This window comes from Terriglobia bacterium, assembly GCA_035712365.1.
In the GTDB taxonomy this organism is placed as follows: domain Bacteria; phylum Acidobacteriota; class Terriglobia; order UBA7540; family UBA7540; genus SCRD01.
This window is the reverse complement of sequence record DASTAW010000052.1, coordinates 20,887-46,416: the sequence shown is the minus strand read 5'-3', so window position 1 is coordinate 46,416 and position 25,530 is coordinate 20,887. Positions and strand designations below refer to the sequence as shown.

Below are 25,530 nucleotides of genomic sequence, written 5' to 3'. Positions count from 1 at the left end.
CCCATGGATCTGAACGAAAGTTTCCAGCAGTTGGAAGAGAAACTGGCCAGGGCCGGCGAGGTCCTCAAACGCGCTGTTGCAGAAAAGCGTGATCTTCAGAATACGGTTGAATCACTGAAGCGGGACAAGGGCGGCAGTCAGGAGCGTCTGGAGTCGCTGCAGAATGAGGTCAAGGTATTGAGGCGCGAACGGGAAGAAGTCCGTGCTCGCATTGAGAAGCTGCTGGGCCAGATCGAGCAATTGACGGGCGACGGCACGGCGGACCAATAATTCGCAGTTCACAGAGGCCCCGCTGCGCACAATCGGCAATGGGCAGAAAGGAGGGCGCTTGGATAATCCAACAGGTTCCGTCCGAATCGAAATTTACGATCAGGAGTATCACGTCAAGGGCCTGAATTCAGCTTATCTCGAAGAGCTGGCACAATATGTGGACGGCAAAATGCGCTCGATTGCGACGCGAAGTCACAATGTGGATTCGTTGCGGGTGGCGGTGCTCGCAGCGCTTAATATCGCAGATGAATACCATCAGATGAAGTCCAGGTACGAAGCGACCACGCGGCAAGTGGAGCAGAAGTTCGGCGAGTACAACGCGGCGCTGGACCGGCTGCTGAAGCCCGCTGTCTGACTACCCGCCACCGTTCCGCATGGCTGAATTGGTCCGATTTTTTCGTGCGCGGCGCCGATTCCTTCATCGCGCCGCTGTCTCCCAGGAGAGTTTTGCAAGACACTGTACGAATTCTTTACATCGGCGACATTTTCGGGAGGCCGGGGCGAAGCATCTTGAAAGAACGCCTGCCGGAGCTTTTGTCGCAATATGCGCCCGACCTGGTGCTAGCCAACGGCGAGAATGCAGCGGCGGGTTTCGGCATTACTCCGGGCCTGGTGGACGAGTTGCTGGGACTTGGCATCGCTGTCCTCACCACGGGAAACCACATCTGGGACAAAAAGGAAATCTTTCCCTATCTGGCGGAACACTCTGACGGCCCTCTGCTTCGTCCCGCGAACTATCCGCCGCAGGTGCCCGGGCGAGGTCTCTACGTAGGCAAAACCCGGGCGGGGCTTGAGTTCGCCGTGATCAATCTGCAAGGGCGCGTCTTCATGCCGGCGATTGATTGTCCTTTCCGGACTGTCGATAGCCTGCTGGAAAGCATTCCAGCATCGGTGAAACTGCGTTTTGTGGACATACATGCCGAGGCCACCTCAGAAAAGCTCGCCATGGGATGGCACCTGGATGGACGTGTCACCGCGGTGGTGGGAACGCACACTCACGTTCCCACAGCGGACGAGATGGTCTTGCCTGCCGGCACCGCCTACATCACTGACCTCGGAATGACGGGTCCCTATGAATCGGTGATCGGAATTGATAAGGATATCGCCATCCGGAAATTCCTGAGCCAGCTTCCCGAAAGGTTCGACGTTGCGAACGGGGACGTCCGGCTCTGCGGGGTGTTGGTGGAGGCCGATGCCGGGACGGGCCGCGCGGTTTCGATCGAGAGAGTGGTCCGGAAACAGGGCGGCAGCGAGCCACGGCCGTCCGCCAGTTGAAGTGAGTTCATGCCTGTGTTAGTGTGTTAACTCATGAGTGAACAGGCTGGCAGACGATGGGCCCCGCCGTGAAAACCAGAACGTCCAACCCTGATCTTTTATCACAAATCGACCTGGAACGGCTGCCCTGCCACATCGCTGTGATCATGGACGGCAATGGCCGATGGGCCCGGAAGCGGCATTTGCCCAGGATTGCGGGGCATCGGGCGGGCATTGGAGCGGTGCGGCAGGTGGTTGAAGCCTGTGCCCGTCTGGGGATTCCCTGCCTTACTCTTTACGCCTTTTCGGTGGAAAACTGGAAGCGGCCCAGAACGGAAGTGAAGCTTCTGATGGGTTTGCTCCGCGAGTTCCTGAAGAAGGAGATTGCGGAACTGAACCGGAATAACATCCGGTTCAACGCCATCGGAAGGGTTGAGAGCCTGCCGGCAACCGTGCAGCGCGACCTGAGCGAGACGGTCGATAAGACCAGGTCGAATACGGGCTTGAAACTGACTCTGGCCCTGAACTATGGCGGACGGGCCGAGCTGATTGACGCCGTCCGGAGCCTGGCGACCGACTTGAAAAGGAACGAAGCGCTTGATCCTGGGTCCATCACCGAGGAGAGTTTCAGCCGCCACCTCTACACCCGCGATCTGCCCGATCCGGACCTTCTGATTCGCACCAGCGGCGAGATGCGGTTGAGTAACTTTCTCCTTTGGCAGGTTGCCTATAGCGAGATATGGGTGACCAATATCCTGTGGCCGGATTTCACGGAGCGCGAACTTTTGCAAGCTGTCATCGATTTCCAGCGGCGGGAGCGCCGCTATGGCGGGCTACGCTGATGTTGCAGGCATTTCTTGGACCACTGCCTGACCCCTTCCCGTTGATCCCATGAAGCGACGGATTCTAACCGGGTTACCACTGGCTCTTGTTGCTGTGTACCTGATCGTTCAGGACCGTGAATGGTTGTTTACGCTCGCCGTGCTGGCCACCGTGATGATCAGCCTTCACGAGTATTTCCACATCAGCAGAGAGGCTGGCTTGGGGGGCTGGCCCTGGATGGGCTACCTGGGGGCAGGGCTGCTTTGCCTGTTCCAATACGCTGATCTCCAAGGGTTTGCGCTCAGCGAATCGACGCTGCTGCTGGTGCTGGTTCTGACAATCCCGATTGTTGGTCTAGCCAGGGTCTCTGACCTGAAAACGTACACGGGCGGGCTGGCTTCCACATTGTTGGGGGTTCTTTATATAGGGTTTGCTTTTTCATGGATTATTCCTCTACGTTTTGCCGAACCGGTTACCGGCCTGCGCCTCGTCATCTTGCTTTTCCTGGTGGTCTGGGCGGGAGACATCTTTGCGTACACCGTTGGGCGCGCGATGGGGCGAATACCCCTGGCAAAATCCATTTCTCCCAAAAAAACTGTTGAGGGGGCTGTCGCTGGGCTTGCCGGAGGCGTACTGGCTGCCTTGGGCTTTACATATTGGTTTTGGCAGACAGGCGACCAAAAAACAGTTATCCTGATAGCAGGCGTGGTTGCCCTGGCCGGACAGGCCGGCGACCTTGTGGAATCTGCCCTCAAACGGGCTGCCAGCCTGAAGGATTCGGGAACGATCCTTCCCGGGCACGGTGGATTGCTTGACCGAATTGACAGCCTCTTGTTTGCCGCCCCGACCTTATGGTTGGCTTGGCGCCTGAAGGACTTCTGGCATTGATGAAGGGACTGTGCATTCTGGGCTCGACCGGTTCGATCGGTCAAAACTGCCTCAACGTGGTCAGGGGGCGCGAGGACCGTTTTCGCGTGGCCGCGCTTTCTGCAGGCAAAAATCTGGAGGTCCTGGCCGCCCAGATTGCCGAGTTCCGCCCCTCTGTGGCCGTGGTGGCGGATACGGCCTCGATCTCCGCGTTGCACGGCCGCCTCCAGGCACTGGGCTTCTGTGAAAACGTCCAGATTCTGGCCGGGACCGAAGGCCAGCTTGAGGCGGTCCATCATCCCGATGTTAATTTCGTTGTTGCGGCGTCCCATGGCACCACCGGCCTTGTGGCTGTGTATCAGGCTATCTGCGCGGGTAAGGCGGTAGGACTGGCCAACAAGGAAGTCATGGTGGTGGCTGGCGAACTGGTTACCCGCACTGCGCGTGAGCGCGGCGTGGAGGTGCTTCCGATTGACAGCGAACACTGCGCCATCCACCAATGCCTGCGGTCGGGGGCCCATCGGGAAGTCCGACGGTTGATCCTGACGGGTTCCGGCGGCCCCTTTCTCAAGACCGCTCGAAGGCGCCTGGAGGATGTGACTCCTGAGCTGGCGCTCAAGCATCCGGTGTGGAAGATGGGAGGCCGGATCACCATCGATTCCGCCACCCTGATGAACAAGGGCCTTGAAATCATTGAGGCCCACTGGCTTTTTGGTTTTCCCTCGCAGCAGATTGACGTCATGATCCATCCCGAATCGATCATTCATTCCATGATCGAGTTCTGCGACGGTTCTGTGATGGCCCAGCTCTCCGTCGCCGACATGCGGCTTCCCATTCAATACGCGCTCACCTACCCCGCGCGTATGGATGCCGATGGGCACCTGCCTCTGCTGGACTTGATTGCGGCCGGAAGTCTCCACTTCAGGGAACCGGACGGGCGCCGCTTCCCGTGCCTGGACCTTGGAAGGGCCGCGCTTGAGCAGGGCGGGGTGGCGCCCTGCGCGCTGAATGCCGCCGATGAAGTCGCCGTGGAGGCGTTTCTGAGGGGTGAACTGCGTTTCCCCGATATACCCCGTGTGATTGAAAAGGTGATGCGCGAGACCCCTTCGGGTCATCCAAACACCATGGAAGACGTTTTGGAAAGCGACCGGCAAGCGCGGTTATATGCGCGCGAGTCAGTGGCTTCGATGGCGCATCCGTACACGGTTGTGTGAACTGAAGAAAGGTTAGCTCATGGTTTCAAGCTTTTTCACTGACGTCGTTGTCGTCATCCTGGTCTTGGGAGTGATGGTCTTTGTTCATGAGGCAGGCCATTTTCTGGCGGCCAAGGGATTTGGCGTACGCGTCGTAACGTTTTCGCTGGGCTTCGGCAAGCGAATTTTTGGATTCGAGCGAGGTGGGACCGATTACCGGGTCAGCGTCCTGCCGCTGGGCGGCTATGTCAAAATGGCAGGCGATGATCCCACGGCCGTCCTGACCGGTGATGCGGGCGAGTTTCTGAGCCGCCCGCGCTGGCAGCGATTCGTCATCATCCTGATGGGTCCGATGATGAACTTCGTCCTGGCCGTGGTGGTCCTTGCCGGGCTTTACATGTTCCATTTCGAGAGGCCGGCATATGAGGACCAGCCCGTCGTGATCGGCGCCGTCGAGCCAAGTTCAGCGGCAGCAGATGCCGGGCTCCAGGCCGGGGACAAGGTCGTACAGTTTGACAGCGTCAAGGATCCCCAGTGGCGCAACATTAAATTCAAGGTCCTGACGGGCGCAGATCATCCCATTCCTCTCACCGTTGACCGCAGCGGCCAGGTCCTGCACATGAGCCTCACTCCGCATACCGAAGGCCCGGATGGCGCGGGTGTCGCCGGATGGTATCCTTACGTCCCCCTGGTGATTGACAGCGCGGAGCCAGGCCAGCCAGCCAGCGAGGCAGGATTGGAATCAGGCGATATGATTGTCGGCCTGAACGGCAAACCGATTTATTACTGGGCGCTGATTGTCCAGGACCTCAGGGACAGTAAAGGCCAGCCTGCTGACCTTACGGTGCAACGCGGCGAAAGACAATTTCAGGTGCAGGTGAAGCCGGCATATACAGACGTGATGGGCCTGAAGACCTGGCGGATTGGAGTGACGATCCGCCAGACGGAGTTTGCAGTCCGCAGGTTGCCGCCCGTAACGGCTGTGGAATACGCCGTCACAGCGAATTACCGGTATTTTCTGGAAACATTCGACGTACTGGGAAAAATTGTGACCCGCCAGATGTCCACGAAGTCGCTTGCCGGGCCGATTGGAATTGCTCAGATTTCCGGTGAAGCCTACCGCCGGGGAATCGCTGACCTTTTGCTCTTCGTTTCCTTCATCAGCCTGCAGTTGGGAATCGTTAACCTGCTGCCAATTCCTGTGATGGACGGCGGGCATATCTTCATGCTGGCGATCGAGGGCTTGATGCGGCGCGATCTGAGCCTGGCCGTCAAGGAGCGGGTTATCCAGGTGGGGGTCGTGCTGATAGTCCTCCTCTTTGTGTTTGTGATGTATAACGATATTATGAAGACGCTGCGTCCTTCCTGACGGCGGGCGCACCGGTTCGAACTTCGAACAGGGACGGTTAACCGTGAACTTTAGCGATAAAGAGTTCTTTCCTGGCAGACGCAAAACCCGGCCGGTGAAAGTGGGTCGATACACGATTGGCGGGGATGCCCCGATTGTCGTGCAGTCCATGACCAAGACGGACACGCGCGATGTTGACAAGACGGTTGAGCAGGTCCAGCAACTGGAGGAGGCTGGATGCGAAGTCGTGCGTCTGGCTGTGCCTGATGTTGAAGCGGCAAAAGCCTTGAAGGACATTCGGAAGAGATGTCCCGATTCCGTGCTGGTCTCGGACATTCATTTCCAGTATAAGTTCGCACTGATGGCTCTGGATGCGGGAATTGACAAGCTGCGCATTAATCCCGGCAATATCGGTGACGCGGAGAAGGTCCGCACCGTGGTGCGGCGCGCGCAGGAGCAGAAGGTGCCGATCCGGATTGGAGTGAATGCGGGCTCGCTCGAGCGGCGGCTGCTGGAAAAATACGGGTTTCCGACTCCCGAAGCGATGGCCGAGAGCGCGGAATATCACATCCGAATCCTGGAAGATCTGGGCTTTGGTGACACCATCGTTTCTCTGAAATCCTCAAACGTTAAGCTCACAGTGGCAGCTTACCGGCTGCTGGCCCAACGCTGCGATTACCCGTTTCACCTTGGCATCACCGAGGCGGGGACGCAGTTTTCCGGTACGGTCAAGTCCTGCGTGGGTATGGGCATGCTGCTGGCCGAAGGCATTGGCGACACGATTCGGGTTTCGCTGGCCACCGATCCCCGGGAAGAAGTTCGAGTGGCGTATGAGCTGCTGAAATCGCTGGAGCTCCGCAGCCGCGGGCCGGTGGTGATTGCATGCCCCACCTGCGGTCGTCTGGAAGTTGACCTCTTCAAGATCGCGGGCGAAATCGAGCAGGCCACTTCTCACATCAAGATGCCGCTCTCGCTGGCGGTGATGGGTTGCGCCGTCAACGGCCCGGGTGAAGCGCGCGAAGCCGACCTGGGTGTAGCTGCAGGACGCGGCAATGGGATGATTTACCGCCAGGGGAAAGCGATCCGACGCGTGAGTGAAGATGAAATCGTTCCTGCGCTGCTCGAGGAGATTGAGCGTTTTGTGGCGGACAAGACCGCCGGCCGAGTGACGGACACCCACGAGTCTGTTGAAGAAGCTCCTGCTCCTTCAAGCCCCCTCGTCAGCCTCCAATAGGCCGGGGAATCTATGCCCTGTCCCATTCTCGCGGCTGCCGGAGAATTGTGGTCTGTTCCGCCGGCCCGCGCGACCGCTCGTGTCGAACTCGGCTTTGCGGGCCCTTTCCCAACATGGCGCGCCTTGAAGACCTTCCACTTACACACCGGCTTTTCGTTGAGACCTACCCCTTCCGAAAGGTGGATTGGTCGCCGGGCGCGCGGCTCGCAAAACCGCTAACACAGTGCAGGCTTGCCCTCATTACTTCTGCAGGTGTACACCTTCCCGGCCAGCCCCCATTTGACCTGGCTTTTCGCGGCGGTGATTTTTCCTTTCGCGAGTTGCCCAACACGCTTGACGTTCGTCACCTGAGGATCTCCCACAGGAGTTCTGATTTCGACCAGACGGGCGCCAGGTTGGACGCAAACCTGGTGTTTCCGCTTGACCGATTCCGGGAGCTTGAGGAGCGGGGCGAAATCGGAGGGTTGAACCACCGGCACTTTAGTTTTATGGGCTCGATTTCGGCGCCCGGTAAATTGCTTAAAGATTCCGCGCCGCGGGTCCGAGAGATGCTGCGCGAGGATCGGGTGGACGCTGCTTTCCTGGTGCCGACCTGACCCATGTGCAATCAGTCGGTCGGGCTGATCGCTGGTATCATTGAACAGGCCGGAATCGCCACCATCGGGTTGTCGCTTCTGAAGATGGTCACCAGGAAAGTGAGACCTCCGCGAAGCCTGCACGTGCCATTTCCGCTGGGCTACCCGCTGGGCGAGCCAAATGACGCAAGGCTTCAGCAGCAGGTTGTCCGGGCGGCGTTGAATTTGCTGCAAAGCACGGATGAACTTCCGATTCTGCAGGACTTTGTGTCGGGCTGAGCCCGCCGCGGTTTTGGTCTGGCACTTCAGAAGAGGTGAAAGACTTCCGCGCTTTTCATATCGATTCCATAGTTGGCGTTTGCTGTGGCGCCGGCCAGAATTTTCGAAATGTAGCTCCCTGGAGACGGAGGTGAGGGACGATGGCAAAGTTCCAGGAATTCGCCTTTATGGACGCAACCCGGCAGGCGGAACTGTTGCGGCGGAAGGAAGTCACGCCAGTCGAGCTGGTGGACGCTGCAATCGGACGAATCGAGCGAATGAATCCCGTTTTGAACGCGGTGGTCACACCGATGTATGAGCAGGCGAGGGAAGCTGCTCAGGGAGTTTTGCCTGAGGGCCGGTTCCGTGGGGTCCCTTTCCTTTTGAAAGACCTTGTGGCGTCTTATGCCGGTGTCCGGATGACGTGTGGCAGCGCGTTCTTGCGCGATTTCGTGCCGGACCACGACAGCGAACTCGTCCGCAGGCTAAAGCGGGCGGGATTGGTTATCGTTGGCAAAACGAACACTCCTGAACTCGGGATTGTTCCGACGACGGAGCCGCTGTCGTTCGGCCCGACGCGAAACCCCTGGGACCTTAAGCGTTCGACGGGCGGTTCGAGCGGTGGATCGGCGGCCGCTGTGGCGGCGGGCATCGTGCCTGTGGCACATGCGAATGACGGCGGTGGTTCCATTCGCATCCCGGCCTCCTGCTGTGGGGTTTTTGGACTCAAGCCCACCCGGGCACGCAACCCTCTGGGGCCGGAGCTGGGCGACATCATGGGGGGTCTAGTTGCCGAGCATGTGGTCTCGCGCTCCGTCAGGGACAGCGCCGCCCTGCTGGATTGCCTTGCTGGGCCCGAAGTCGGCGACCCGTACTGGGCGCCGCCTCCCGTTCGATCCTACGCTGAGGAAGTTGCAATCGATCCCGGTCGGCTCCGCATTGCCTTTTCAACCAGGGCGCCCACCGGGGCGAAGATTCATCCCGATTGTGTGGAGGCGGTCCGCGATGCTGCTGGTTTGTGCGTTGATCTTGGGCACGAGGTGAGCGAGGGATCTCCGGACATAAACGGCGCATTGCTGGTCCAGGCATTTACGTCTGTTTGGGCGGCAGGATGTGCCGCCGCCATCGATGGATTTGCGCTGTTGGCCGGGAGCACACCGAAGCCGGATTGCTTCGAGCCTCTGACGTGGGCGCTTTATGAAACGGGCCATCGCACGACAGGACCGGCGTATCTGATGTCCCAGGCGATTTTGCAGCAGATTGCACGCCAAATTGGCCGGTTCATGGAGAAATTCGATGTCTGGTTGACTCCCACGCTTGCCGAACCGCCCTTGCTGCTCGGCTCGTTCGACGCAACTCCGGATGATCCCATGCGGGGATTTCGCCGTGCGGTGGACTACGTTCCATTTACTCCCATTGCCAATGCCACGGGGCAGCCCGCGATGTCGGTCCCACTCTATTGGAACAAGGAAGGCTTGCCGGTGGGGGCGCACTTTTTTGGGCGCTTTGGGGAGGAGGGGACCCTGTTCCGGCTTGCGGCACAGCTTGAAGCCTCACGCCCCTGGGACCACCGCCGGCCGCCTGTTCAGGGCTGAGGCGGGTCGCGAGCAGATCCCTACATCCCTGATTGGTTATGTGTGGGCCGGGGTGGAACGGCGGGACTCGGGCAATGCCCCGCCCAACCTCTTCGTCAGCCGAAAGAATTTCAGTGATCTCTGGACATCCTGCTGTATCTGACGCTTGAGGCCCTCGGCATTTGGGAATTTGATTTCGTCGCGCAACCGATGTAGAAATTCAACCTGCATTTCTTCAGAAGCGATTTCCCCGCAAAAATCCAGGAGAAAGCTCTCGACCGTCAGGCGATGATGTCCGAAAGTGGGCTTGTGGCCGACGTTCGTCACCGAATCGTAAAGCGTGCCGTTCAGAAGGGTGCGCGTGACATAAACGCCGATTCGCGGTAGAAGCTGCTCCACCGGCCCGAGATTGAGCGTCGGTACTGTCTGCTTGCGGCCCACGCCTTCCCCTGCCGCGATTATCCCGCTCACCGCATACGGCCTGCCGAGCATCCGGCCGGCCATTACCACGCGGCCCTCGGAAAGAAACTGGCGAATCTGGCTGCTTGAGACTCGATGGCCGCGCACCTTGATCATAGGCAGGGTTTCGACGCGGAAACCACTTTTCCTGCCGAGTTCATCGAGCACAGTTGTATCTCCAGCGCGTTGATGGCCAAATCGAAAATTTGACCCCACGTGAACGATGGCGGCATGAAGCTTATCCATCAGAATACTGGCGGCAAATTCCGCCGGAGACAGCAAAGACAGTTCCCTCGTGAAACGCAAAACCATGAGCAGATCGATGTCTTCCCGCTCAATCAGACGGGCTTTCACAACAAGAGGAGTGAGGATTCTCGGCGCGTGCTCGGGAGCGAGGACTTGTGCCGGGTGCGGGTCGAATGTGACGACCACGGAAGTCGCATTAAGTTCTCGGGCCGAGTCCACCACACGGGCGAGCAACTCGCGGTGGCCCAGGTGAATTCCGTCAAAGCTGCCGATGGTCACAGCGCTCTTTTGAAGAGGCTCACGCAGTTCAGAAAGCTCACGGACAACTCGCATGGGTCAGTCCAGACTTACTTCCAGCCCGTCATAGGCCAGCCTAACGTTGGGCGGCAGGCTGGCGTTCGTTTCCTCATGGCCCAGTTCGTGGGCGATGTGAGTGAAATATGCCCGCGCCGGGTTGAGGCGGTTGACCAGGGCCAGAGAATTCTCAATGGTCGAATGCGTCGGATGAGGTTTATGGCGCAACGCATCGAGTATCAGCACGTCCAGGCCCTCCAGCATTTCCAGAGTCGGGTCTGGAATCGTGCTGAAATCGGTGACATAAGCCGCGTTGCCAAAACGGAAACCGAGAACTGGCAGGTTTCCGTGAAATACGGGCAGGGGAATCAATTGTGTTCCCCAGAGACTAAAAGGGCCATCGATCAGATGAGGATCAACTTTCAGAATCCCGCCATAGGGATAAGTCTGGTCAAAGATGTAGGTGAAGATCCGGCGCAAACTCTCCATGCAGCGATCGTCCGCGTAGAGCGGGATGGGATCTTTCTGCCGGAAATAATATGGACGAACGTCATCCAATCCCAGCACGTGGTCGGCGTGGGCGTGAGTGAAGACGATGGCGTCCACCCGCTCGATCTTCTGGCGCAGGGCCTGCGCGCGAAAGTCGGGGGTGGTGTCAATCACCAAAGTGCGGCCGGAGTATTCCAGCAACAGGGACGGACGGGTCCGCTTGTCGCGCTCGACCGTCGAGGTGCAGACGGCGCAACCGCAGCCGACGGTCGGAACTCCTGTGGATGTACCGGTACCCAGGAAAGTCAGTTTCATTTCTGCTTGCTTGCCTGCTTCTGCACTTCAAGATAGGTCATTCGAAGTTCGTAGAGGACATCCTCAAGGAGTTTGGATTCCTGACCGGTCAGATTCCCGCGTGTCTTTTCCTGCAATACTTCCAGGAGATCGATGGTCCGGCTGGCGTTGGCCAGGTCGGTCGGGATGTATTCTCCACCCGGCCCCGGAAGCAATCCGAGCTGGAACATTGCCGTGGTGCTCAGATACGACACCAGCACGGCGAACCGCTCCGAGGCTTCCTCCTCTTCGGGTTCAGGTTCGACCGGCGACGCCGGCTGGGGCCTGGGCGGAACGCGCGATTCGGGCTCCCGCTTCTTCTCCTCCTTCTCAAGCTGGCCCGGAATGCGGTTTCCCTCGCTGGTGAAAGTCCGGCGGTCAACGACCTTAAACCCCGATGATTCAGTATTTTCCTCTGGCATGGAAATCCTTTCGAGTGGTTAACACTCCTGACAGCAAGGGTAATTCCGCAGTTATGCTGAATAAATAGTTTAGCAACAAGCCCTCTTCCTGAACAAGCGCGCCCACTTGCCCTCGAACTATCAACGGCGTGAGAAAGGGGCTTACAGGGGACGGCATATCTCCAAATGTTAGCCTGAAAAAAATAGAACAGGCAAATTGTGGCGCTATTGCGCGTGATTTCGATGGCTTGGTACATTAGGGGATTCATTGACGAACCAAGAGTCTGGTGAAAACAATGGGCAAAACTGCGGGAGAAAAGCTTGCCAGCCTGGTGAACCTGATGGCGCACCTTCGAGGGCCGGATGGCTGCCCGTGGGACCGCGATCAGGACTATGACAGCATCAAGGGTATGCTGCTCGAAGAAGCCTATGAGGTTGTTGACGCTGTCAATCTGAAGGATTTTGCAGGGCTGGAAGAAGAGCTGGGCGATCTGCTCTTTCAGGTGGTGTTTTATTCGCGCCTCGCGGAAGAGGACGGAAAATTTGATATCGATGGCGTCATCCAGAACGTGTATGACAAGCTGGTCCGGCGGCATCCGCATGTTTTCGGTGAAACGCGAGTTGCAAATGCTGAGGAAGCCTTGAAGAGCTGGACGGCGGCAAAAGAAAAAGAAAAGAAGAGCCATACCGATTCTGAGAACGCATCCTTGTTGGATGGAATCGCCGCCGCGCTTCCTTCCACTTTGGAAGCTTACGAACTGGGCCTGCGGGCGGCTGAGGCCGGATTTGACTGGGAGAAAGTGGAAGACCTTCTTGACAAAATTGAGGAGGAAATACACGAAATACGCAAAGAACTCACGGCCCGCCCCGAGCCTGACCCGCATCACCTCGAAGAAGAAGCCGGTGACTTGATGTTTGCCGTGGCCAACCTCACCCGGATGATACGTTCTGACCCGGAAAGTTGCCTCCGCGAGGCAAACCAAAAGTTCCGAAGAAGGTTTCAGGAGCTTGAAGTTGAGGTGAAACGGCGTGGGAAGTCGGTGCGGAATTGTGCTCCGCAGGAACTGGACGCCATCTGGAAGCTGGTGAAGGCACGGGAGAAGAGATGACCTATACGATCCGCCATTGCGAAACGGTCGAAAATCTCGCCGATTGCGTTCTGCTGCAGAAGGAGATATGGGGCTATCCGGACCATGAGATTTATCCGGCGAGAATGTTCCTGAACATCACCCGGACAGGGGGGCATGTGCTGGGCGCCTTTACAGGTGAAGGTTCCATGGCGGGGTTTGTGGTTTCTGTTCCGGCCTGGCGCGAAGATCACCGGTACTTCTATTCACTACTGCTGGGCGTGTTACCGGCCTATGAAAACCAGGGGCTTGGCAGATTGCTCAAGATTGCCCAGCGTAAGGCGGCGCTCCGGGCGGGAATAGAATACATCGAGTGGACGTTTGATCCGCTGCGGGCAAAAAATGCCTACTTCAACATCGTTCGCCTGGGCGCCGTCGTCCGGCGATACTGTCCTGATTATTACGGTCCGATTCCCGGTAAGCTGCAGCGTGAGTTACCCTCAGACCGGTTGATAGCGGAGTGGCCCCTGAAATCTGATAGAGTAAAAAAAGCGCTGGCAGGAAAAAAGCCGCGTCCCGCAGGAAAGGCTGCATCGGCTATCGTTGCTATTCCGCCCGATCTTGACCTTCTCGTCTCGGGGAAATCCGCGCGCGCGCGCGAATGGCAAGCATCCGTCCGCGCACAACTACAGGAATGCTTCGAACGAGGACTTGTGATCACGGGCTTTGAGACGGCAGAGGCTGAGGCCCGGTACGTTTTGGACCGCCTATGAAAATCGAAAGGGTTGACCTGCTCGAAATTCGGATGCCTCTGGTCCATTTTTTTGAGACCAGTTTCGGGCGAACGACCGATCGCAGAATCGTTCTGCTCCACGCCCGCGCCGATGGCCTGGACGGTTGGGGCGAGGTTACCTGCGGCGAGATGCCTTTTTACAGCTATGAAACGCCGGAGACCGCCTGGCACATCCTGCGCGATTTGCTGATTCCGTGGGCGCTTGATAAAGCCTGGGATTCCCCCGCCGAGCTTGCCGATCGGTTTCGTCCCGTCCGCGGCCACAACATGGCCAAGGCGGCGCTCGAAAATGCGCTGTGGGACATTGAAGCGCAGAGCAAAGGACTTTCCCTGGCCGTGCTGCTCGGCGGAACAAGGGAGGAGGTCTCCTGCGGCGTATCCATAGGCATCCAGAACTCGCCGGAAGAATTGCTGGAAAAGATCCGAACTGAGGTCGTGGCTGGATACCAGCGCATCAAGGTGAAGATCAGGCCAGGCTGGGACGTCGAAGTCCTGGATCTGATCCGACAAGCGTTTCCAGACATCGAGCTGATGGCCGACGCCAACTCTGCGTATACTTTGGCCGATATCGGGCATCTCAAATTGCTGGACCGCTTCGGCCTGATGATGATCGAGCAGCCGCTGGGTTGGGACGATATGGTGGACCACGCGCAGCTCCAGCATGAGTTGAAGACGCCGATCTGCCTGGATGAATCGATCCACAGCGCTGAGGACGCCCGGAAGGCAATCGAACTCGGGGCCTGCAAGATAATTAACATCAAACTGGGACGGGTGGGCGGCCATTCGTCCGCTCGCAAGCTGCACGACCTGTGCCTTGACCGGCAGGTACCAGTTTGGTGCGGCGGAATGCTCGAGTCAGGCATCGGGCGGGCCCACAATATTGCCATGTCATCCCTGCCGGGCTTTGTGCTGCCCGGAGACGTCTCTGCCAGCCGCCGCTACTGGAAGCAGGACATTATCGACCCCGAAGTGACGGTTTCAGCGCAGGGAACGATCGCGGTGCCGCGACAGCCGGGACTTGGCTACGCGCCAAACCTCGATCGTATCGACAATGTGACCGTGCGGAAGGAGAGCTTTGAAAAGCGCAGTTGAACCGGTCGTCTTACCACAGAAAACTTCTTTTCCCGTCAGAACCCACCACTTGATGCATTTAGCCATGGTGATTGCCGTTTTTTGCTGGGCGGCCAACATGGTGGCAGTCAAGGAAGCTCTGTTCGGCTTCAGCCCGATGGCGCTGACTCTTGTACGTGCGATTGCTGTTGCCGCCACTTATGCAATTTTATTCCTTCTGTTAAGGAACAGGTCTCTGCTGCGGTTGACGCGCCAGCAGTGGCTGCATTTTGTGGTGATTGCCTTTTTCGGGGTCACCATCAATCAAATACTCTTCATCTTTGGTGTGGCATATACGAACATCCCACACGCGGCGCTCATCATCGCGGTTGAACCGGTGATGGTTCTCGTGCTTTCAGTGGTGATGCGACTTGAGGTGCTGACGGCGCTCAAATTTGCCGGCATGGCCATCTCTCTTACGGGTGTCGCGCTGCTGACCTACGGAAAGCCGGCCCAGGGTAGCCAGGCCTACTGGCTCGGTGATCTGATTGATGGTCGAAGTCGTGGTATTTGCTTACTACACGATTCTGATGAAAGAAGTCGTCAATCAGTATGACGCGGTGACTCTCAACACCGTGGTCTTTAGCCTGGGGGCGCTGATGATGGTGCCCTTCGGTGCCCGTGCGGTTTTGCACGTGGACTGGTCTCAGGTTCCTTTGCGTGCCGTGCTGGGCCTGGGGTTCATGACTTTCTTCTCCTGCGTGATTGGATACCTGCTGTTCACCTATGCCCTGAAAGGCCTGACCGCCTCGCGCGTAGCGGCCTTCAACTATATCGAACCGGTTATGGCCACGGCCCTCGGAATCTGGTTGCTTAATGATAAGGTGGGCCTGTGGGGGATGCTTGGCGGAGCGCTGATTCTCCTCGGCGTTTACTTCACCGAGTGGGAGCGAGACGAGCAGCAGGCAACTTGAAGGCGGTCTGGCAGACCCGGTCCGAATCGAAGGCACAGCCCTGAAGTCGATAGTGGCTGCCCGGCGCTCGGCCTATCGGCCCCTTATATTTCCCACGGCCACACTTCGGCTGCCCTCTGCTGCCGCTTCGGCATTGCGAGGGCAAGAAGCATCCCGAGAACAAACCCTCCCACGTGGGCCCACCACGCCACACCTCCCCTGGTCGCAGACTCGATGGCCATCGTTTGATAGCCTGTGGCGAATTGGATGACGAACCAATACACGAGTATCAGCAGGGCGGGAATTCGAATGGTCCAAAAGATGATAAACAGCGGGATCAGGGTGGTGATGCGAGCCGTCGGAAAGCTGACGAGGTAGGCGCCCAGGATCCCGGCGATGGCGCCGCTCGCTCCGATCGTGGGTACCCGCGAGCCCATGTTGAACAGGATCTCGAAAATGGCCGCTCCAATACCGCTGAGGAAATACAGTAACAGAAACTGGCCGTGTCCATAGCGGTCCTCGATGCTGCGTCCAAAAACGAAGAGGAAAAGCATGTTGCCAAGCAGGTGCAGCCATCCTCCGTGGATGAACATGGACGTGAATACGGGAACGATGAAAGCGGACAGGCTGGTGATGATGACAGCGCCGTGAGTCGTGGTGTATCGGGCCGGAATAAGGCCGAAGATGAGGATAAATTGGTTAAGCGATGGGCCCAGCGAGAGCTCATAGAAGAAAACCGCGGTGTTGAGGGCGATGAGCGTAAGGGTTGAAAGCCAGAAAGTCTGCCGTCGAACATTGTCGTTCAATGGGATCATGAGCGATGCATTTTAACCCGATCCCCCATTTTCATCCAAACAGCATCCGAACGGGAGATTTGCATGCCCGCGACTAGCGCCCACATGGTCCCGGTGAAATCCTCGTGCCGTTGACCTCGGTTCTGGCCGTTCGATATACTCCAGGCAGCGGGTGTTGAAGGAGTTCGAAGGGCTGTGGCTGTCGCGCTGTCGTTGAGCCATTCATCAAACCTGCTCCCAGCGGCCCGCACAGGTGTTTATGAAGCCTGAAACACTCATAAAAGAGTTAATAGGCATTATGGGACCGGGAGGCGTTCTCTCGAAGCCTGAAGACCTGATGCTTTACGAGTATGACGGCCTTTCTGCCCTGGAGACGCCTGAAGCCGTCGTTTTCCCGACCACCACAGACCAGGTGGTTCGAATGGCCAGGCTGGCCGCTGCCCGGAAGACGCCGATCGTCCCGCGTGGGGCAGGGACGGGGCTGAGCGGCGGAGCGGTGGTAACCCAGGGAGGCATTGTCGTCAGCTTCGCGCGCATGAAAAAAATCCTCGAAATCGATCTTGAGAGCCAGCGGGCGCGGGTGCAGCCCGGCGTGGTGAACACCGACTTGACCCTGGCCGTCGCCGATGCAGGATATTATTACGCCCCCGATCCTTCCAGCCAGAAAGCCTGCACGATTGGCGGCAACGTGGCAGAAAACTCCGGCGGCCCCCACACCCTTGCCTATGGAGTGACTACCAATCACGTTCTGGGCCTGGAGGTGGTACTGCCTGATGGGGAAGTGGTCCGGACCGGCGGAAAATGCTGGGACCTTCCGGGTTACGACCTGACCGGCCTCATGGTTGGCTCCGAAGGAACATTGGGGATTGTGACTGAAATCACGGTCAGGCTGATGCGCGCTACGGAAGCGGTGGAAACCATGCTTGCTGTTTATGACCGGGTGATTGATGCCACGCGCACCGTGGCTGCCATTACCGCTCGAGGCATTACTCCTGCGGCGCTCGAAATGATGGACGGTTTTACGTTGCGCGCCGTCGAGCAAGCAACGCACGCCGGGTATCCGATGGATTCGGCCGCGGTTCTGCTGATCGAAGTCGAGGGTTTGCGCGAGGCCGTGAAGGAACAGGCGGAGAAAATCGAGGCGGTGTGCGCCTGCAATCAGGTACGAAGCGTCCGCCGCGCCAAAAGCTCTGAGGAACGCGCCCTCCTCTGGAAAGGCCGCAAGAATGCGTTTGGCGCCCTGGGGCGGATCAGTCCAAATTATTATGTGCAGGACGGAGTGATCCCTCGCACCAAACTCCCCGAGATGCTTGAGTATGTCGAGGAGGTCGGACGGAAATACGGTTTGCAGATTGGAAATATTTTTCATGCCGGGGATGGCAACCTGCATCCCCTTCTCATGTTTGACGCCCGTGACCGCGAGCAGTCCAAAAGAGTGGTGAAGGCCGCGCAGGAAATCATGACGCGCTGTGCCGAACTGGGCGGTTCCATTACCGGCGAGCATGGCGTGGGCGTCGAAAAAAATGAATTGATGCCGCTGATTTTTTCCGATGATGACCTGGAAGTCCAGCGGCGGGTCAAGTCACTGATGAATCCAACGGGGTCGTTCAATCCCGGCAAGGTTTTGCCCAGCGGCAAGATGTGCGGAGAGATTCGTGTTCAGGTCAGCTACGGAGGCTGATATGGCAGACGTGGCTGAGGCTGTCCTGGCGGGCCTGGCCGGAATTGTCGGGGAATCGAAGTGCACTGCCGAAGCGTCCGCGTGTGAGTCCTTCACCGTGGACGGTCAAACACCGGACTGCGCCGTTTACCCGGGATCGGCTGAGGAGGTAGCCGAGACCCTGAAATGGGCGGCAGGCCATGACCTGGCAGTGATCGCCTGTGGCGGCGCCACCAAGCTCGGCATCGGGAACCCTCCGCGAAAATACGACATTGCGCTATGCACGCGGGACCTCACCAACGTCCGTTACTACGAGCCCTCAGACTTGACTGCCGGCGTCGGTGCTGGAGTGGTGTTGGCCGACCTCCAAACCCTCCTGAAGCCCGATGGACTTTGGCTGCCCCTGGACTCTTCAGGAGGCGGGAAAGCCACCCTGGGAGGCATCGTGGCAACCAATACATCGGGGCCGCTGCGACATTTTTATGGGGCGCCTCGTGACATGGTGGTAGGCATGCAGATTGCCACCACCGAAGGCAAACTGGTCAGGACGGGCGGTCGAGTGGTCAAGAACGTGGCGGGTTACGATCTCGGGAAGCTCATGATCGGGTCATGCGGCACGCTGGGAGTCATTACGGAAGTCAATCTGAAGCTCTTTCCTCTGCCAGCGGAGCGCCAGACGTTCGTCCTTCCCACCGGTACGCTGGGTGTTGCCCGCGACCTCCGTCGGCGCATCCTGGCCTCGCCTATTGACCTGTTACGGATGGCCTTGCTGGATGCTGAAGCCGCCGCGATTGTGCGTCCCGGCTCGCAAGTGGATGTGGCGGCCCGCGAGCCGGAAATATGGCTGGAAGTTGGCGGACCCCAATCCGTTGTTGATCGCACCCGAAAGGAGCTCGAAGCGGCGGGCGGCCCCGTGGGCGCTACGGTCCAGACTTGCGACCGAGTGGGCTCTGGACGGGCATGGCAGGCGATTTCCGATTTTAGCAACTGGATTGGAAAGATGTATCAGGGGACAGTTGTGCTGAAAGGCGCCCTGCCCATCGCTAATGGCGAGGAGTTTTTGAGGCTTGCCCAGCAGGAAGCGCACGGTGAGAATATAAAAATGGCTGGCGTCGCAATGCCGGGAGTTGGAATGCTTCACCTGGGTCTGCTGGACCTGCAGAATGCCACCGAGGCGGTCAGCCTCGTCAGGCGCCTCCGCAAGTCCGCTGAAAAATCAGGCGGTGCGCTAACCGTGGTTTCGGCCCCTGCAGAGGTGAAGGCCCAGGTGGATGCGTGGGGAGAACCCGGAACCGGCCTTGATCTGATGCGCAAACTGAAGACGGCGTGGGACCCAAAGGGCATTCTTGCGCCGGGCAGATTTGTGGGTTCAATCTAACATGGTAAAGGCGCTTCGCTAGCAGGTTGTTGAAAAAGGTTACCCGTCATGCTGAGCGAAGCGAAGCATCTGCTGTATCTCACTGAAATGACCAAAACAGATCCTTCGCTTCGCTCAGGATGACGTGGTACAGAGGGTTTTTCATCAACGTGCTAGACCGAAGATTGCCGATGGTCTGAAATGATCGAGACGCAGGGCAAAGCGGTTTCAATCCCCACGGCCAGCGGCTACGGGCCAGGTGAGGCTCCCGAGTGGGAGTACTATTCCAAGTGCATCCACTGCGGCCTCTGCCTGAACTCCTGCCCGACTTATCGCGAGCTTGGGCTGGAGATGGATTCTCCGCGCGGGCGAATCTACCAGATGGTCCAGGTGGAACGCGGCAGGCTGCCCCTGGGGGAGAGCTTCGTACGGCACATCGATTCGTGCCTGGACTGTCGCGCGTGTGAGACGGCATGCCCTTCCGGCGTGGAATATGGCCGCCTGGTGGAGTCTGCCCGGGCGCAGATCAACCGGTATTACTCGCGATCGGGCATCGCAAGGCATGTGCGCCACGTTTTCTTTCAGAAATTGCTTCCGGACCGCAAGATGCTAGACAGGGTTGGCACCCTGCTCTGGCTGTTTCAGCAATCCGGCCTCGAAACGGTTTTGCTGAAATCAGGAATCCCGCACCTTTTATCGAAGCGGCTGGGGCGTGTGGCAGCACTATCGCCGCGAATGGAAAAACCGTTCTTCACGAGGCGCCTCGGCCAGGTGGTCAAATCTGAGGGCGATGTGCGTTACCGCGTCGCGTTTTTTGCGGGATGCATTGCAAACCTGGCCTTTGCGCGGTTGAACGACGCAACCGTCCGGGTCCTGGTTCGCAACGGATGTGAGGTAGTGATTCCCGAGGCCCAGGGTTGCTGCGGCGCCTTGCATGTGCATGCGGGAATCCGTGACACGGCGCGAGAACTTGCAAAGCAAAATATCCGGACGTTCCTTGACGGGAATTTCGATTATTTCATCACCAATGCGGCGGGTTGCGGTTCGGTACTGAAAGAATATCCACTGCTCTTTGAGCATGAGGATCGTGAGTTCTATGATCGTGCACGGGAGTTCAGCTCCAGGGTTCGTGACGTGACGGAGTTTCTGGCCGGGATCGAATTCAACCGGAATTTCGGCGCCATCCGCTCACGAGCGACGTATCAGGATCCCTGCCACCTGGGACACGCGCAGCGCATCCGCAGCGCTCCGCGGCGGTTGATGGCAGCGATTCCCGGGCTTGAGCTCGTGGAACTGAAGGAATCCGAGGTTTGCTGTGGAAGCGCGGGCATTTATAATGTGGTTCAGAACGAAATGGCGGATCGGCTGCTGAAGGCCAAGATGCAGCGAGTGGACGAAACCGGCGCTGAGCTGATTGTGACTGCCAATCCGGGATGCCTTTTGCAGTTGCGGGCTGGGGTTTCCCGGTCCGGACAACAGCGGCGGGTGCTCCACGTGGTTGAGCTGCTTGATGAAGCTTACGGGTCCGGCGTTCAGGCCGGATGAGCATTTGCGCGACCGGTCTTCATTGGCGTCGTGCGCAGGGCCGGGCGGATGAAAGGCGTCATCGGGGCAATTCGCTTCCGGTTTTACAGTTCGCTGGGCCAGATGGCGGATTGATTTGCCTGCTCTTTCGCACTTTCTTGGCTTATGATTGAACAAAAATTTTCTGGGTGGGAGTGTCACAGATGAGCGACAAGACGGATGCTGCACAAGAAAGGCTTGTAGCCTTGCTCAACGAGGGGCGCACTTTCCCTCCGTCTGAGGAGTTTCGCCGGCAGGCCAACGTGTCTGACGCCAAAATCTATGATGATGCACGCCGGGACCTGGAAGGGTTCTGGGCCAAAGAGGCCGAACGGCTGGATTGGTTCGAGAAATGGAACAAGGTGCTTGAATGGAAGGCGCCGTGGGTGAAATGGTTTCTCGGGGGCAAACTGAACGCCACCTACAACTGCGTTGACAGGCACGTGAAAACTTCGCGCCGGACCAAGCGGGCGATCATCTGGGAAGGCGAACCCGGCGATACGCGCGTGCTGACGTTTGAAGACCTTGAAAAAGAAGTCAACCGGTTTGCCAATGGGCTCAAGTCGCTGGGAGTAAAAAAGGGCGACCGCGTGGCAATCTACCTCGGCATGGTTCCAGAACTGGCCATCGCCATGCTGGCTTGCGCGAAGATCGGCGCACCACACAGTATCGTGTTCGGAGGATTCTCAGCGGATTCGCTCCGGGAGCGCATCAACGATGCGCAGGCGAAAATCGTTATCACCGGAGATGGCGCATGGCGGCGAGGCAGCGTGGTTCCATTGAAAGCGAATGTCGATGAAGCTCTTGCCGGTACGCCCAGCATCGAAAAGGTGGTGGTAGTTAAGCGCGTGGGCAAGGCGACGGAAATCACCATGCAGACCGGGCGTGACCTGTGGTGGCATGATCTTGTGGCAAACGCTTCAGACCAGTGTGAAGCCGAGCCCGTGGACTCTGAAGACATTCTGTATATCCTCTACACCAGCGGCACTACAGGCAAACCCAAGGGCGTCGTCCACACAACCGGCGGTTATCTGCTGGGGACCTCGACGACCCACCGCATCATCTTTGACCTCAAGGAAGACGACGTCTACTGGTGCACGGCAGACATCGGCTGGGTTACCGGCCACTCCTACATTATTTACGGCCCGCTGGCCAACGGCTGCACCACCGTGATGTACGAGGGGAGCCCCGACTACCCCAATCGCGGCCGCTTCTGGGAAATTGTGCAGAAATATAAGGTCAGCATTTTTTATACGGCGCCGACCGCCATTCGCGCCTTCATGCGATGGGGAACGGAGTGGCCCGCCAAATATGACCTCTCGTCGCTTCGCTTGATTGGCTCGGTTGGCGAGCCGATCAATCCTGAAGCCTGGATCTGGTATCACCAGAACGTCGGCAGAGAGCGCTGCCCGATCGTCGATACCTGGTGGCAGACCGAAACCGGAATGATCCTGATTTCGCCCCTGCCGGGAATTACGGCCACCAAACCCGGCTCGGCAACGCAACCCTTCCCGGGCGTCGGGGCGGAAGTGCTGGACGATAGAGGCCGGCCGGTTGGCCCTGGCGCTGGCGGCTACCTGGTGTTGACCAAACCCTGGCCGGCAATGTTCCGGACGATTTACGGTGATCCTGACCGTTATGTCCGGACCTACTGGTCACGGTACGAAGACAACTACTTCACGGGCGACGGGGCCAAAGTGGATGAAGACGGCTACTTCTGGCTGCTGGGCCGAGTGGACGACGTGATGAATGTTGCCGGACATCGTATTTCAACTTACGAAGTGGAAAGCGCCCTGGTGGACCATCCTTCCGTAGCGGAGGCTGCCGTTATCGGGAAGACCCACGAACTAAAAGGCCAGGCCATTGCGGGATTCGTGACGCTGAAGGAAGGCATCGAACCCAGCGATAAACTGAAGAGCGAACTGAAGGAGCACGTCGTGAAGAAGATCGGTCCCATTGCCCGGCCTGACGACATCTTCTTTACGGCGGAATTGCCCAAGACTCGAAGCGCGAAAATCATGCGCCGCTTGTTGCGGGACATCGCCGAGGGCCGGATATTGGGCGACACCACGACCCTTGCCGATCCTGCCGTCACCGCGAGACTGAAACAGCAGTACGAACAGGAAGGTTAGTCCATCACGATCGAGAGGGACATGAGCGCAGCCGAGCCGGTGACACAGGAATGGAAAGCGGACCGTTACGCCGAACATGCTCCCTTCGTTCCAGTCCTTGGACTGCCTGTAGTTGAGTTGCTGAATCCGCAGCCCGGCGAACGCATATTGGATGTCGGCTGCGGTGACGGCGCACTGTCCGAAGTGCTCCTCAACAGGGGAGCAACAGTCGTAGGCGTTGACGGTTCGCCGGACATGGTGGCGGCAGCGAAGCAGCGTGGCATCGATGCGCGCCTCGCTAATGCTTTTGACCTGCCATTTGAGGCTGAGTTCGACGCAGCATTTTCCAACGCCGCACTCCATTGGATGAAACGCGATCCGGACGCTGTGCTGAGAAATATACGACGAGCGCTTAAGTCCGGCGGTCGCTTTGCCGGTGAATTTGGAGGGCACGGATGTGTTGCGGCTATCACGGTGGCGCTGCTCGCGGTCCTCGAAAGATATGGCGCCCAGAATGCCGCGTCGTTGATCCCCTGGTACTTTCCCACAAGTGACGAATACCGTGGGAAGCTCGAACGTGCAGGTTTTCGCGTGGACTCAATAGAATTGATTCCTCGCCCCACCATTCTGCCTACCAACATGCATGGCTGGCTTGAGACCTTCGCGGGGCCGTTTTTTAAGACCCTCGCCGAACGGCAACGCGCCAATGCAATCGACGAGGTTATCAACTTGCTGCACCCAGCGCTCTGCGATGCACAGGGCCGCTGGACGGTCGACTACGTCCGTCTGCGCTTCCTGGCACGTACGTCCTGAGGGCAGCAGCCAGTCGCCACTTCTGGTCTCTTCATCCCATACCCACTCTGCACACCTTCGACGCGGAGAGCCGCTGCAATTTTGTTGAATCGTCCAGTCTCAGTCCATGCGACTGCAAAGCATTGCCTTCCGCCCAGCAATACGGGTTGTGAGCGAAAGCCATTTTCGCCCCCACGGGCTGAGCAAAATCCGCGCCGCTCCTAAATCTTTCTAATCACTGAAATAGTTCTTGACATCGCTATGTGTCCCACTTATATTGAGTGGGCTGAAGTGGTCTAAAGTAGTAGAAAATGTATGAAAGTGGCCCAATTGGCGAGCTTTTGACAGGCTTTTGGAACTTCCATGCTGCGAGGAAATTACCCAGCTACGGTGGACGCGAAGGGAAGGGTGAAGATCCCAACCGCCTTCAAGTCACATCTGGAAGTGACCTTTGGCCACGATTTCTATGTGACCAGCCTCGACGGTCAGTCGGTCCGTATTTATCCGTTTTCTGTGTGGAGGGACATCGAGGAAAAGCTGGCGATACTGCCCTCGATGAACAAATCGAAGCGCAAGTTTCTGGACCGGGCCAACTACTGGGGGCAGGCGGTACAGATAGATGGGCAGGGAAGAATCCTGGTTCCGTCATTGCTGCGCGAATCCGCTGGGATGCAAGGTGAGGTTGCGGTGATCGGTTATCTGAACTATCTGGATGTTTGGAACATGGACCGGTTCCGGGCGCATCTTGACGGCAATCCGTTGACGGATGATGACATGCAGGCTTTGAGCGACCTCGGCATTTAGATGAATGAGTTCGATCTCCACTATCCCGTGATGCTGCGGGAAGCGATGGAGTTTTTGAAGGTTCGAGCTGATGGCAATTATATTGATGCAACCGCTGGGGCAGGGGGACACTCGGGGCAGATCTTGCGTGTGCTCGAAGGGGGACAGGGAAAACTGCTGGCCATAGACCGTGACCCCCAGGCGCTCAATGCTGTTCGTGAGCGTCTGGGGGTACACGGCGGAAAGCTGATGATGATGGAAGGCAATTTCGCTGATATTCGCGCCCTGCACGCCGCCAGTGGTTTGCCGCCGGTTGACGGCATTCTTGCCGACCTCGGGTTGAGTTCGATGCAGCTTAAAGATGCCGGCCGGGGATTCAGTTTCAGCATGCCGGGTCCCTTGGACATGAGAATGGGCGGGGGAGAGCTGACGGCTGGCGACATCGTCAACCGCACACCCGAACGCGAACTGGCAGATCTGATTTTCAAGTTTGGAGAAGAGCGCCACTCGCGCCGTATAGCGCGAGCGATTGTGAAGGCCCGTCCGATTCGATCGACCACCGAACTGGCGCAGGTGGTAATGCGAGCTATCCCCTCCCGGGCGGGCCTCCACCACATCCATCCGGCAACGCGCACGTTTATGGCGTTGCGTCTGGCCGTTAACCGGGAACTGGAAAATCTGGAGGAGTTCCTTGCCGGATTTCCTGAGGTCCTCGCGGAAGGCGGCCGGTCGGTCGTGATCAGCTTCCATTCGCTGGAGGACCGGCTGGTGAAACATGCGCTTGCCCGCCTCCATCGTGAAGGCCGGGTACGCGTCTTGACCCGGCATGTGGCGCGGCCGACTCCCGAAGAGATTCAGGAAAATCCGCGGTCACGCAGCGCAAAGTTGCGAGCGGCGGAGAAGCTGCAAAAAGAATAGCGCGGAAACGCTCGCGGTTTCTCGGGCTGCCAGCGGAGCGGACCCGATAGGAAATCGCGCTTGAGAGAAGAG

General features: G+C 58.2%; 27 protein-coding genes. 23 read left to right on the top strand and 4 right to left on the bottom strand.

Going from position 1 to position 25,530, the window contains the following annotated elements; all coding sequences use genetic code 11:
• Positions 1 to 3: 3 nt before the first annotated feature.
• The 11 genes from VFQ24_16415 (at position 4) to VFQ24_16365 (ending at position 9,416) form a co-directional block, all read left to right on the top strand.
• A complete protein-coding gene (locus VFQ24_16415) occupies positions 4 to 270 on the top strand; it encodes a hypothetical protein (protein ID HET9179940.1) in 267 nt (88 codons plus the stop codon).
• Between the two features lie 58 nt (positions 271 to 328).
• Complete coding sequence (locus VFQ24_16410) at positions 329 to 625, top strand: cell division protein ZapA (protein HET9179939.1); 297 nt, start codon at positions 329 to 331, stop codon at positions 623 to 625.
• Between the two features lie 92 nt (positions 626 to 717).
• A complete protein-coding gene (locus VFQ24_16405; GenBank protein HET9179938.1) occupies positions 718 to 1,545 on the top strand; it encodes a TIGR00282 family metallophosphoesterase in 828 nt (275 codons plus the stop codon).
• A gap of 68 nt (positions 1,546 to 1,613) precedes the next feature.
• A complete protein-coding gene (locus tag VFQ24_16400) occupies positions 1,614 to 2,366 on the top strand; it encodes an isoprenyl transferase (protein ID HET9179937.1) in 753 nt (250 codons plus the stop codon).
• 49 nt (positions 2,367 to 2,415) lie between these two features.
• Positions 2,416 to 3,234, top strand: a complete 819-nt coding sequence (locus tag VFQ24_16395; protein ID HET9179936.1) for a phosphatidate cytidylyltransferase — start codon at positions 2,416 to 2,418, stop codon at positions 3,232 to 3,234.
• On the top strand, positions 3,234 to 4,427 hold the full coding sequence (gene dxr, locus VFQ24_16390; GenBank protein ID HET9179935.1) for a 1-deoxy-D-xylulose-5-phosphate reductoisomerase: 1,194 nt from the start codon (positions 3,234 to 3,236) through the stop codon (positions 4,425 to 4,427). Before VFQ24_16395 ends, dxr begins: the two co-directional genes overlap by 1 nt.
• A 19-nt stretch (positions 4,428 to 4,446) precedes the next feature.
• Entirely contained in the window at positions 4,447 to 5,775 is a 1,329-nt protein-coding gene (gene rseP / locus VFQ24_16385) for an RIP metalloprotease RseP (GenBank protein HET9179934.1), read from the top strand.
• A 43-nt stretch (positions 5,776 to 5,818) separates the two neighbouring features.
• The gene (gene ispG, locus VFQ24_16380; GenBank protein ID HET9179933.1) at positions 5,819 to 6,988 is read left to right on the top strand and encodes a flavodoxin-dependent (E)-4-hydroxy-3-methylbut-2-enyl-diphosphate synthase; all 1,170 of its coding nucleotides are present in this window, start codon (positions 5,819 to 5,821) and stop codon (positions 6,986 to 6,988) included.
• A 113-nt stretch (positions 6,989 to 7,101) separates the two neighbouring features.
• The gene (locus tag VFQ24_16375; protein ID HET9179932.1) at positions 7,102 to 7,584 is read left to right on the top strand and encodes a glycine/sarcosine/betaine reductase selenoprotein B family protein; all 483 of its coding nucleotides are present in this window, start codon (positions 7,102 to 7,104) and stop codon (positions 7,582 to 7,584) included.
• Between the two features lie 3 nt (positions 7,585 to 7,587).
• On the top strand, positions 7,588 to 7,842 hold the full coding sequence (locus tag VFQ24_16370; protein HET9179931.1) for a hypothetical protein: 255 nt from the start codon (positions 7,588 to 7,590) through the stop codon (positions 7,840 to 7,842).
• A gap of 140 nt (positions 7,843 to 7,982) precedes the next feature.
• Positions 7,983 to 9,416 (top strand): amidase, encoded by a 1,434-nt coding sequence (locus tag VFQ24_16365; GenBank protein ID HET9179930.1) that lies wholly within the window; start codon positions 7,983 to 7,985, stop codon positions 9,414 to 9,416.
• A gap of 36 nt (positions 9,417 to 9,452) precedes the next feature.
• Here the strand turns inward: VFQ24_16365 and VFQ24_16360 are convergent, their stop codons facing one another.
• Genes VFQ24_16360 through VFQ24_16350 form a run of 3 tightly spaced genes read right to left on the bottom strand, consistent with a single transcriptional unit; the run spans position 9,453 to position 11,638 of the window.
• On the bottom strand, positions 9,453 to 10,433 hold the full coding sequence (locus VFQ24_16360; protein ID HET9179929.1) for a bifunctional riboflavin kinase/FAD synthetase: 981 nt from the start codon (positions 10,431 to 10,433) through the stop codon (positions 9,453 to 9,455).
• Between the two features lie 3 nt (positions 10,434 to 10,436).
• On the bottom strand, positions 10,437 to 11,198 hold the full coding sequence (locus VFQ24_16355; GenBank protein ID HET9179928.1) for an MBL fold metallo-hydrolase: 762 nt from the start codon (positions 11,196 to 11,198) through the stop codon (positions 10,437 to 10,439).
• Positions 11,195 to 11,638 carry a DUF1844 domain-containing protein gene (locus VFQ24_16350; protein HET9179927.1) on the bottom strand — a complete coding sequence of 148 codons (444 nt, stop codon included), beginning with the start codon at positions 11,636 to 11,638 and terminating at the stop codon, positions 11,195 to 11,197. The genes VFQ24_16355 and VFQ24_16350 overlap by 4 nt, the downstream gene beginning before the upstream one ends.
• Before the next feature lie 275 nt (positions 11,639 to 11,913).
• Between VFQ24_16350 and mazG the strand changes: the two genes are divergently transcribed.
• From mazG to VFQ24_16325, 5 genes are read left to right on the top strand one after another with little or no spacing between them, the layout of a single operon-like run.
• Positions 11,914 to 12,726 (top strand): nucleoside triphosphate pyrophosphohydrolase, encoded by an 813-nt coding sequence (gene mazG / locus VFQ24_16345; protein ID HET9179926.1) that lies wholly within the window; start codon positions 11,914 to 11,916, stop codon positions 12,724 to 12,726.
• On the top strand, positions 12,723 to 13,457 hold the full coding sequence (locus tag VFQ24_16340; protein ID HET9179925.1) for a GNAT family N-acetyltransferase: 735 nt from the start codon (positions 12,723 to 12,725) through the stop codon (positions 13,455 to 13,457). The genes mazG and VFQ24_16340 overlap by 4 nt, the downstream gene beginning before the upstream one ends.
• Positions 13,454 to 14,569: an o-succinylbenzoate synthase gene (gene menC / locus VFQ24_16335; protein HET9179924.1), complete on the top strand. Its 1,116-nt coding sequence runs from the start codon at positions 13,454 to 13,456 to the stop codon at positions 14,567 to 14,569. The genes VFQ24_16340 and menC overlap by 4 nt, the downstream gene beginning before the upstream one ends.
• Positions 14,553 to 15,143 carry a DMT family transporter gene (locus VFQ24_16330; GenBank protein HET9179923.1) on the top strand — a complete coding sequence of 197 codons (591 nt, stop codon included), beginning with the start codon at positions 14,553 to 14,555 and terminating at the stop codon, positions 15,141 to 15,143. The genes menC and VFQ24_16330 overlap by 17 nt, the downstream gene beginning before the upstream one ends.
• Positions 15,079 to 15,501: a DMT family transporter gene (locus tag VFQ24_16325; GenBank protein ID HET9179922.1), complete on the top strand. Its 423-nt coding sequence runs from the start codon at positions 15,079 to 15,081 to the stop codon at positions 15,499 to 15,501. Before VFQ24_16330 ends, VFQ24_16325 begins: the two co-directional genes overlap by 65 nt.
• 83 nt (positions 15,502 to 15,584) lie before the next feature.
• Here the strand turns inward: VFQ24_16325 and VFQ24_16320 are convergent, their stop codons facing one another.
• Positions 15,585 to 16,295, bottom strand: coding sequence for a rhomboid family intramembrane serine protease (locus VFQ24_16320; GenBank protein ID HET9179921.1), 711 nt, complete (start codon positions 16,293 to 16,295; stop codon positions 15,585 to 15,587).
• Positions 16,296 to 16,533: 238 nt separating this feature from the next.
• On the opposite strand from VFQ24_16320, the gene VFQ24_16315 reads away from it, so the two are divergent.
• The 7 genes from VFQ24_16315 (at position 16,534) to rsmH (ending at position 25,458) form a co-directional block, all read left to right on the top strand.
• Positions 16,534 to 17,955 carry an FAD-linked oxidase C-terminal domain-containing protein gene (locus tag VFQ24_16315; GenBank protein HET9179920.1) on the top strand — a complete coding sequence of 474 codons (1,422 nt, stop codon included), beginning with the start codon at positions 16,534 to 16,536 and terminating at the stop codon, positions 17,953 to 17,955.
• A 1-nt stretch (position 17,956) separates the two neighbouring features.
• On the top strand, positions 17,957 to 19,312 hold the full coding sequence (locus VFQ24_16310) for an FAD-binding oxidoreductase (protein ID HET9179919.1): 1,356 nt from the start codon (positions 17,957 to 17,959) through the stop codon (positions 19,310 to 19,312).
• A 180-nt stretch (positions 19,313 to 19,492) separates the two neighbouring features.
• Positions 19,493 to 20,836: a (Fe-S)-binding protein gene (locus VFQ24_16305; protein HET9179918.1), complete on the top strand. Its 1,344-nt coding sequence runs from the start codon at positions 19,493 to 19,495 to the stop codon at positions 20,834 to 20,836.
• Positions 20,837 to 21,018: 182 nt separating this feature from the next.
• Complete coding sequence (gene acs, locus VFQ24_16300; protein ID HET9179917.1) at positions 21,019 to 22,986, top strand: acetate--CoA ligase; 1,968 nt, start codon at positions 21,019 to 21,021, stop codon at positions 22,984 to 22,986.
• Positions 22,987 to 23,007: 21 nt separating this feature from the next.
• The gene (locus VFQ24_16295) at positions 23,008 to 23,778 is read left to right on the top strand and encodes a class I SAM-dependent methyltransferase (protein ID HET9179916.1); all 771 of its coding nucleotides are present in this window, start codon (positions 23,008 to 23,010) and stop codon (positions 23,776 to 23,778) included.
• A gap of 342 nt (positions 23,779 to 24,120) precedes the next feature.
• A complete protein-coding gene (locus VFQ24_16290; GenBank protein HET9179915.1) occupies positions 24,121 to 24,561 on the top strand; it encodes a division/cell wall cluster transcriptional repressor MraZ in 441 nt (146 codons plus the stop codon).
• Positions 24,562 to 25,458, top strand: coding sequence for a 16S rRNA (cytosine(1402)-N(4))-methyltransferase RsmH (rsmH, locus tag VFQ24_16285; GenBank protein HET9179914.1), 897 nt, complete (start codon positions 24,562 to 24,564; stop codon positions 25,456 to 25,458).
• Positions 25,459 to 25,530: the final 72 nt, after the last annotated feature.

Bases quoted from the DNA above. Each gene is read 5' to 3' on its own strand.
- VFQ24_16415 (HET9179940.1), top strand. From the start codon at position 4: ATGGATCTGAACGAAAGTTTCCAGCAGTTGGAAGAGAAACTGGCCAGG.
- VFQ24_16395 (HET9179936.1), top strand. From the start codon at position 2,416: ATGAAGCGACGGATTCTAACCGGGTTACCACTGGCTCTTGTTGCTGTG.
- dxr (HET9179935.1), top strand. From the start codon at position 3,234: ATGAAGGGACTGTGCATTCTGGGCTCGACCGGTTCGATCGGTCAAAAC.
- rseP (HET9179934.1), top strand. From the start codon at position 4,447: ATGGTTTCAAGCTTTTTCACTGACGTCGTTGTCGTCATCCTGGTCTTG.
- VFQ24_16375 (HET9179932.1), top strand. From the start codon at position 7,102: ATGGCGCGCCTTGAAGACCTTCCACTTACACACCGGCTTTTCGTTGAG.
- VFQ24_16370 (HET9179931.1), top strand. From the start codon at position 7,588: ATGTGCAATCAGTCGGTCGGGCTGATCGCTGGTATCATTGAACAGGCC.
- VFQ24_16365 (HET9179930.1), top strand. From the start codon at position 7,983: ATGGCAAAGTTCCAGGAATTCGCCTTTATGGACGCAACCCGGCAGGCG.
- VFQ24_16360 (HET9179929.1), bottom strand. From the start codon at position 10,433: ATGCGAGTTGTCCGTGAGCTTTCTGAACTGCGTGAGCCTCTTCAAAAG.
- VFQ24_16355 (HET9179928.1), bottom strand. From the start codon at position 11,198: ATGAAACTGACTTTCCTGGGTACCGGTACATCCACAGGAGTTCCGACC.
- VFQ24_16350 (HET9179927.1), bottom strand. From the start codon at position 11,638: ATGCCAGAGGAAAATACTGAATCATCGGGGTTTAAGGTCGTTGACCGC.
- mazG (HET9179926.1), top strand. From the start codon at position 11,914: ATGGGCAAAACTGCGGGAGAAAAGCTTGCCAGCCTGGTGAACCTGATG.
- VFQ24_16340 (HET9179925.1), top strand. From the start codon at position 12,723: ATGACCTATACGATCCGCCATTGCGAAACGGTCGAAAATCTCGCCGAT.
- menC (HET9179924.1), top strand. From the start codon at position 13,454: ATGAAAATCGAAAGGGTTGACCTGCTCGAAATTCGGATGCCTCTGGTC.
- VFQ24_16325 (HET9179922.1), top strand. From the start codon at position 15,079: ATGGTCGAAGTCGTGGTATTTGCTTACTACACGATTCTGATGAAAGAA.
- VFQ24_16320 (HET9179921.1), bottom strand. From the start codon at position 16,295: ATGATCCCATTGAACGACAATGTTCGACGGCAGACTTTCTGGCTTTCA.
- VFQ24_16315 (HET9179920.1), top strand. From the start codon at position 16,534: ATGAAGCCTGAAACACTCATAAAAGAGTTAATAGGCATTATGGGACCG.
- VFQ24_16310 (HET9179919.1), top strand. From the start codon at position 17,957: ATGGCAGACGTGGCTGAGGCTGTCCTGGCGGGCCTGGCCGGAATTGTC.
- VFQ24_16305 (HET9179918.1), top strand. From the start codon at position 19,493: ATGATCGAGACGCAGGGCAAAGCGGTTTCAATCCCCACGGCCAGCGGC.
- acs (HET9179917.1), top strand. From the start codon at position 21,019: ATGAGCGACAAGACGGATGCTGCACAAGAAAGGCTTGTAGCCTTGCTC.
- VFQ24_16295 (HET9179916.1), top strand. From the start codon at position 23,008: ATGAGCGCAGCCGAGCCGGTGACACAGGAATGGAAAGCGGACCGTTAC.
- VFQ24_16290 (HET9179915.1), top strand. From the start codon at position 24,121: ATGCTGCGAGGAAATTACCCAGCTACGGTGGACGCGAAGGGAAGGGTG.
- rsmH (HET9179914.1), top strand. From the start codon at position 24,562: ATGAATGAGTTCGATCTCCACTATCCCGTGATGCTGCGGGAAGCGATG.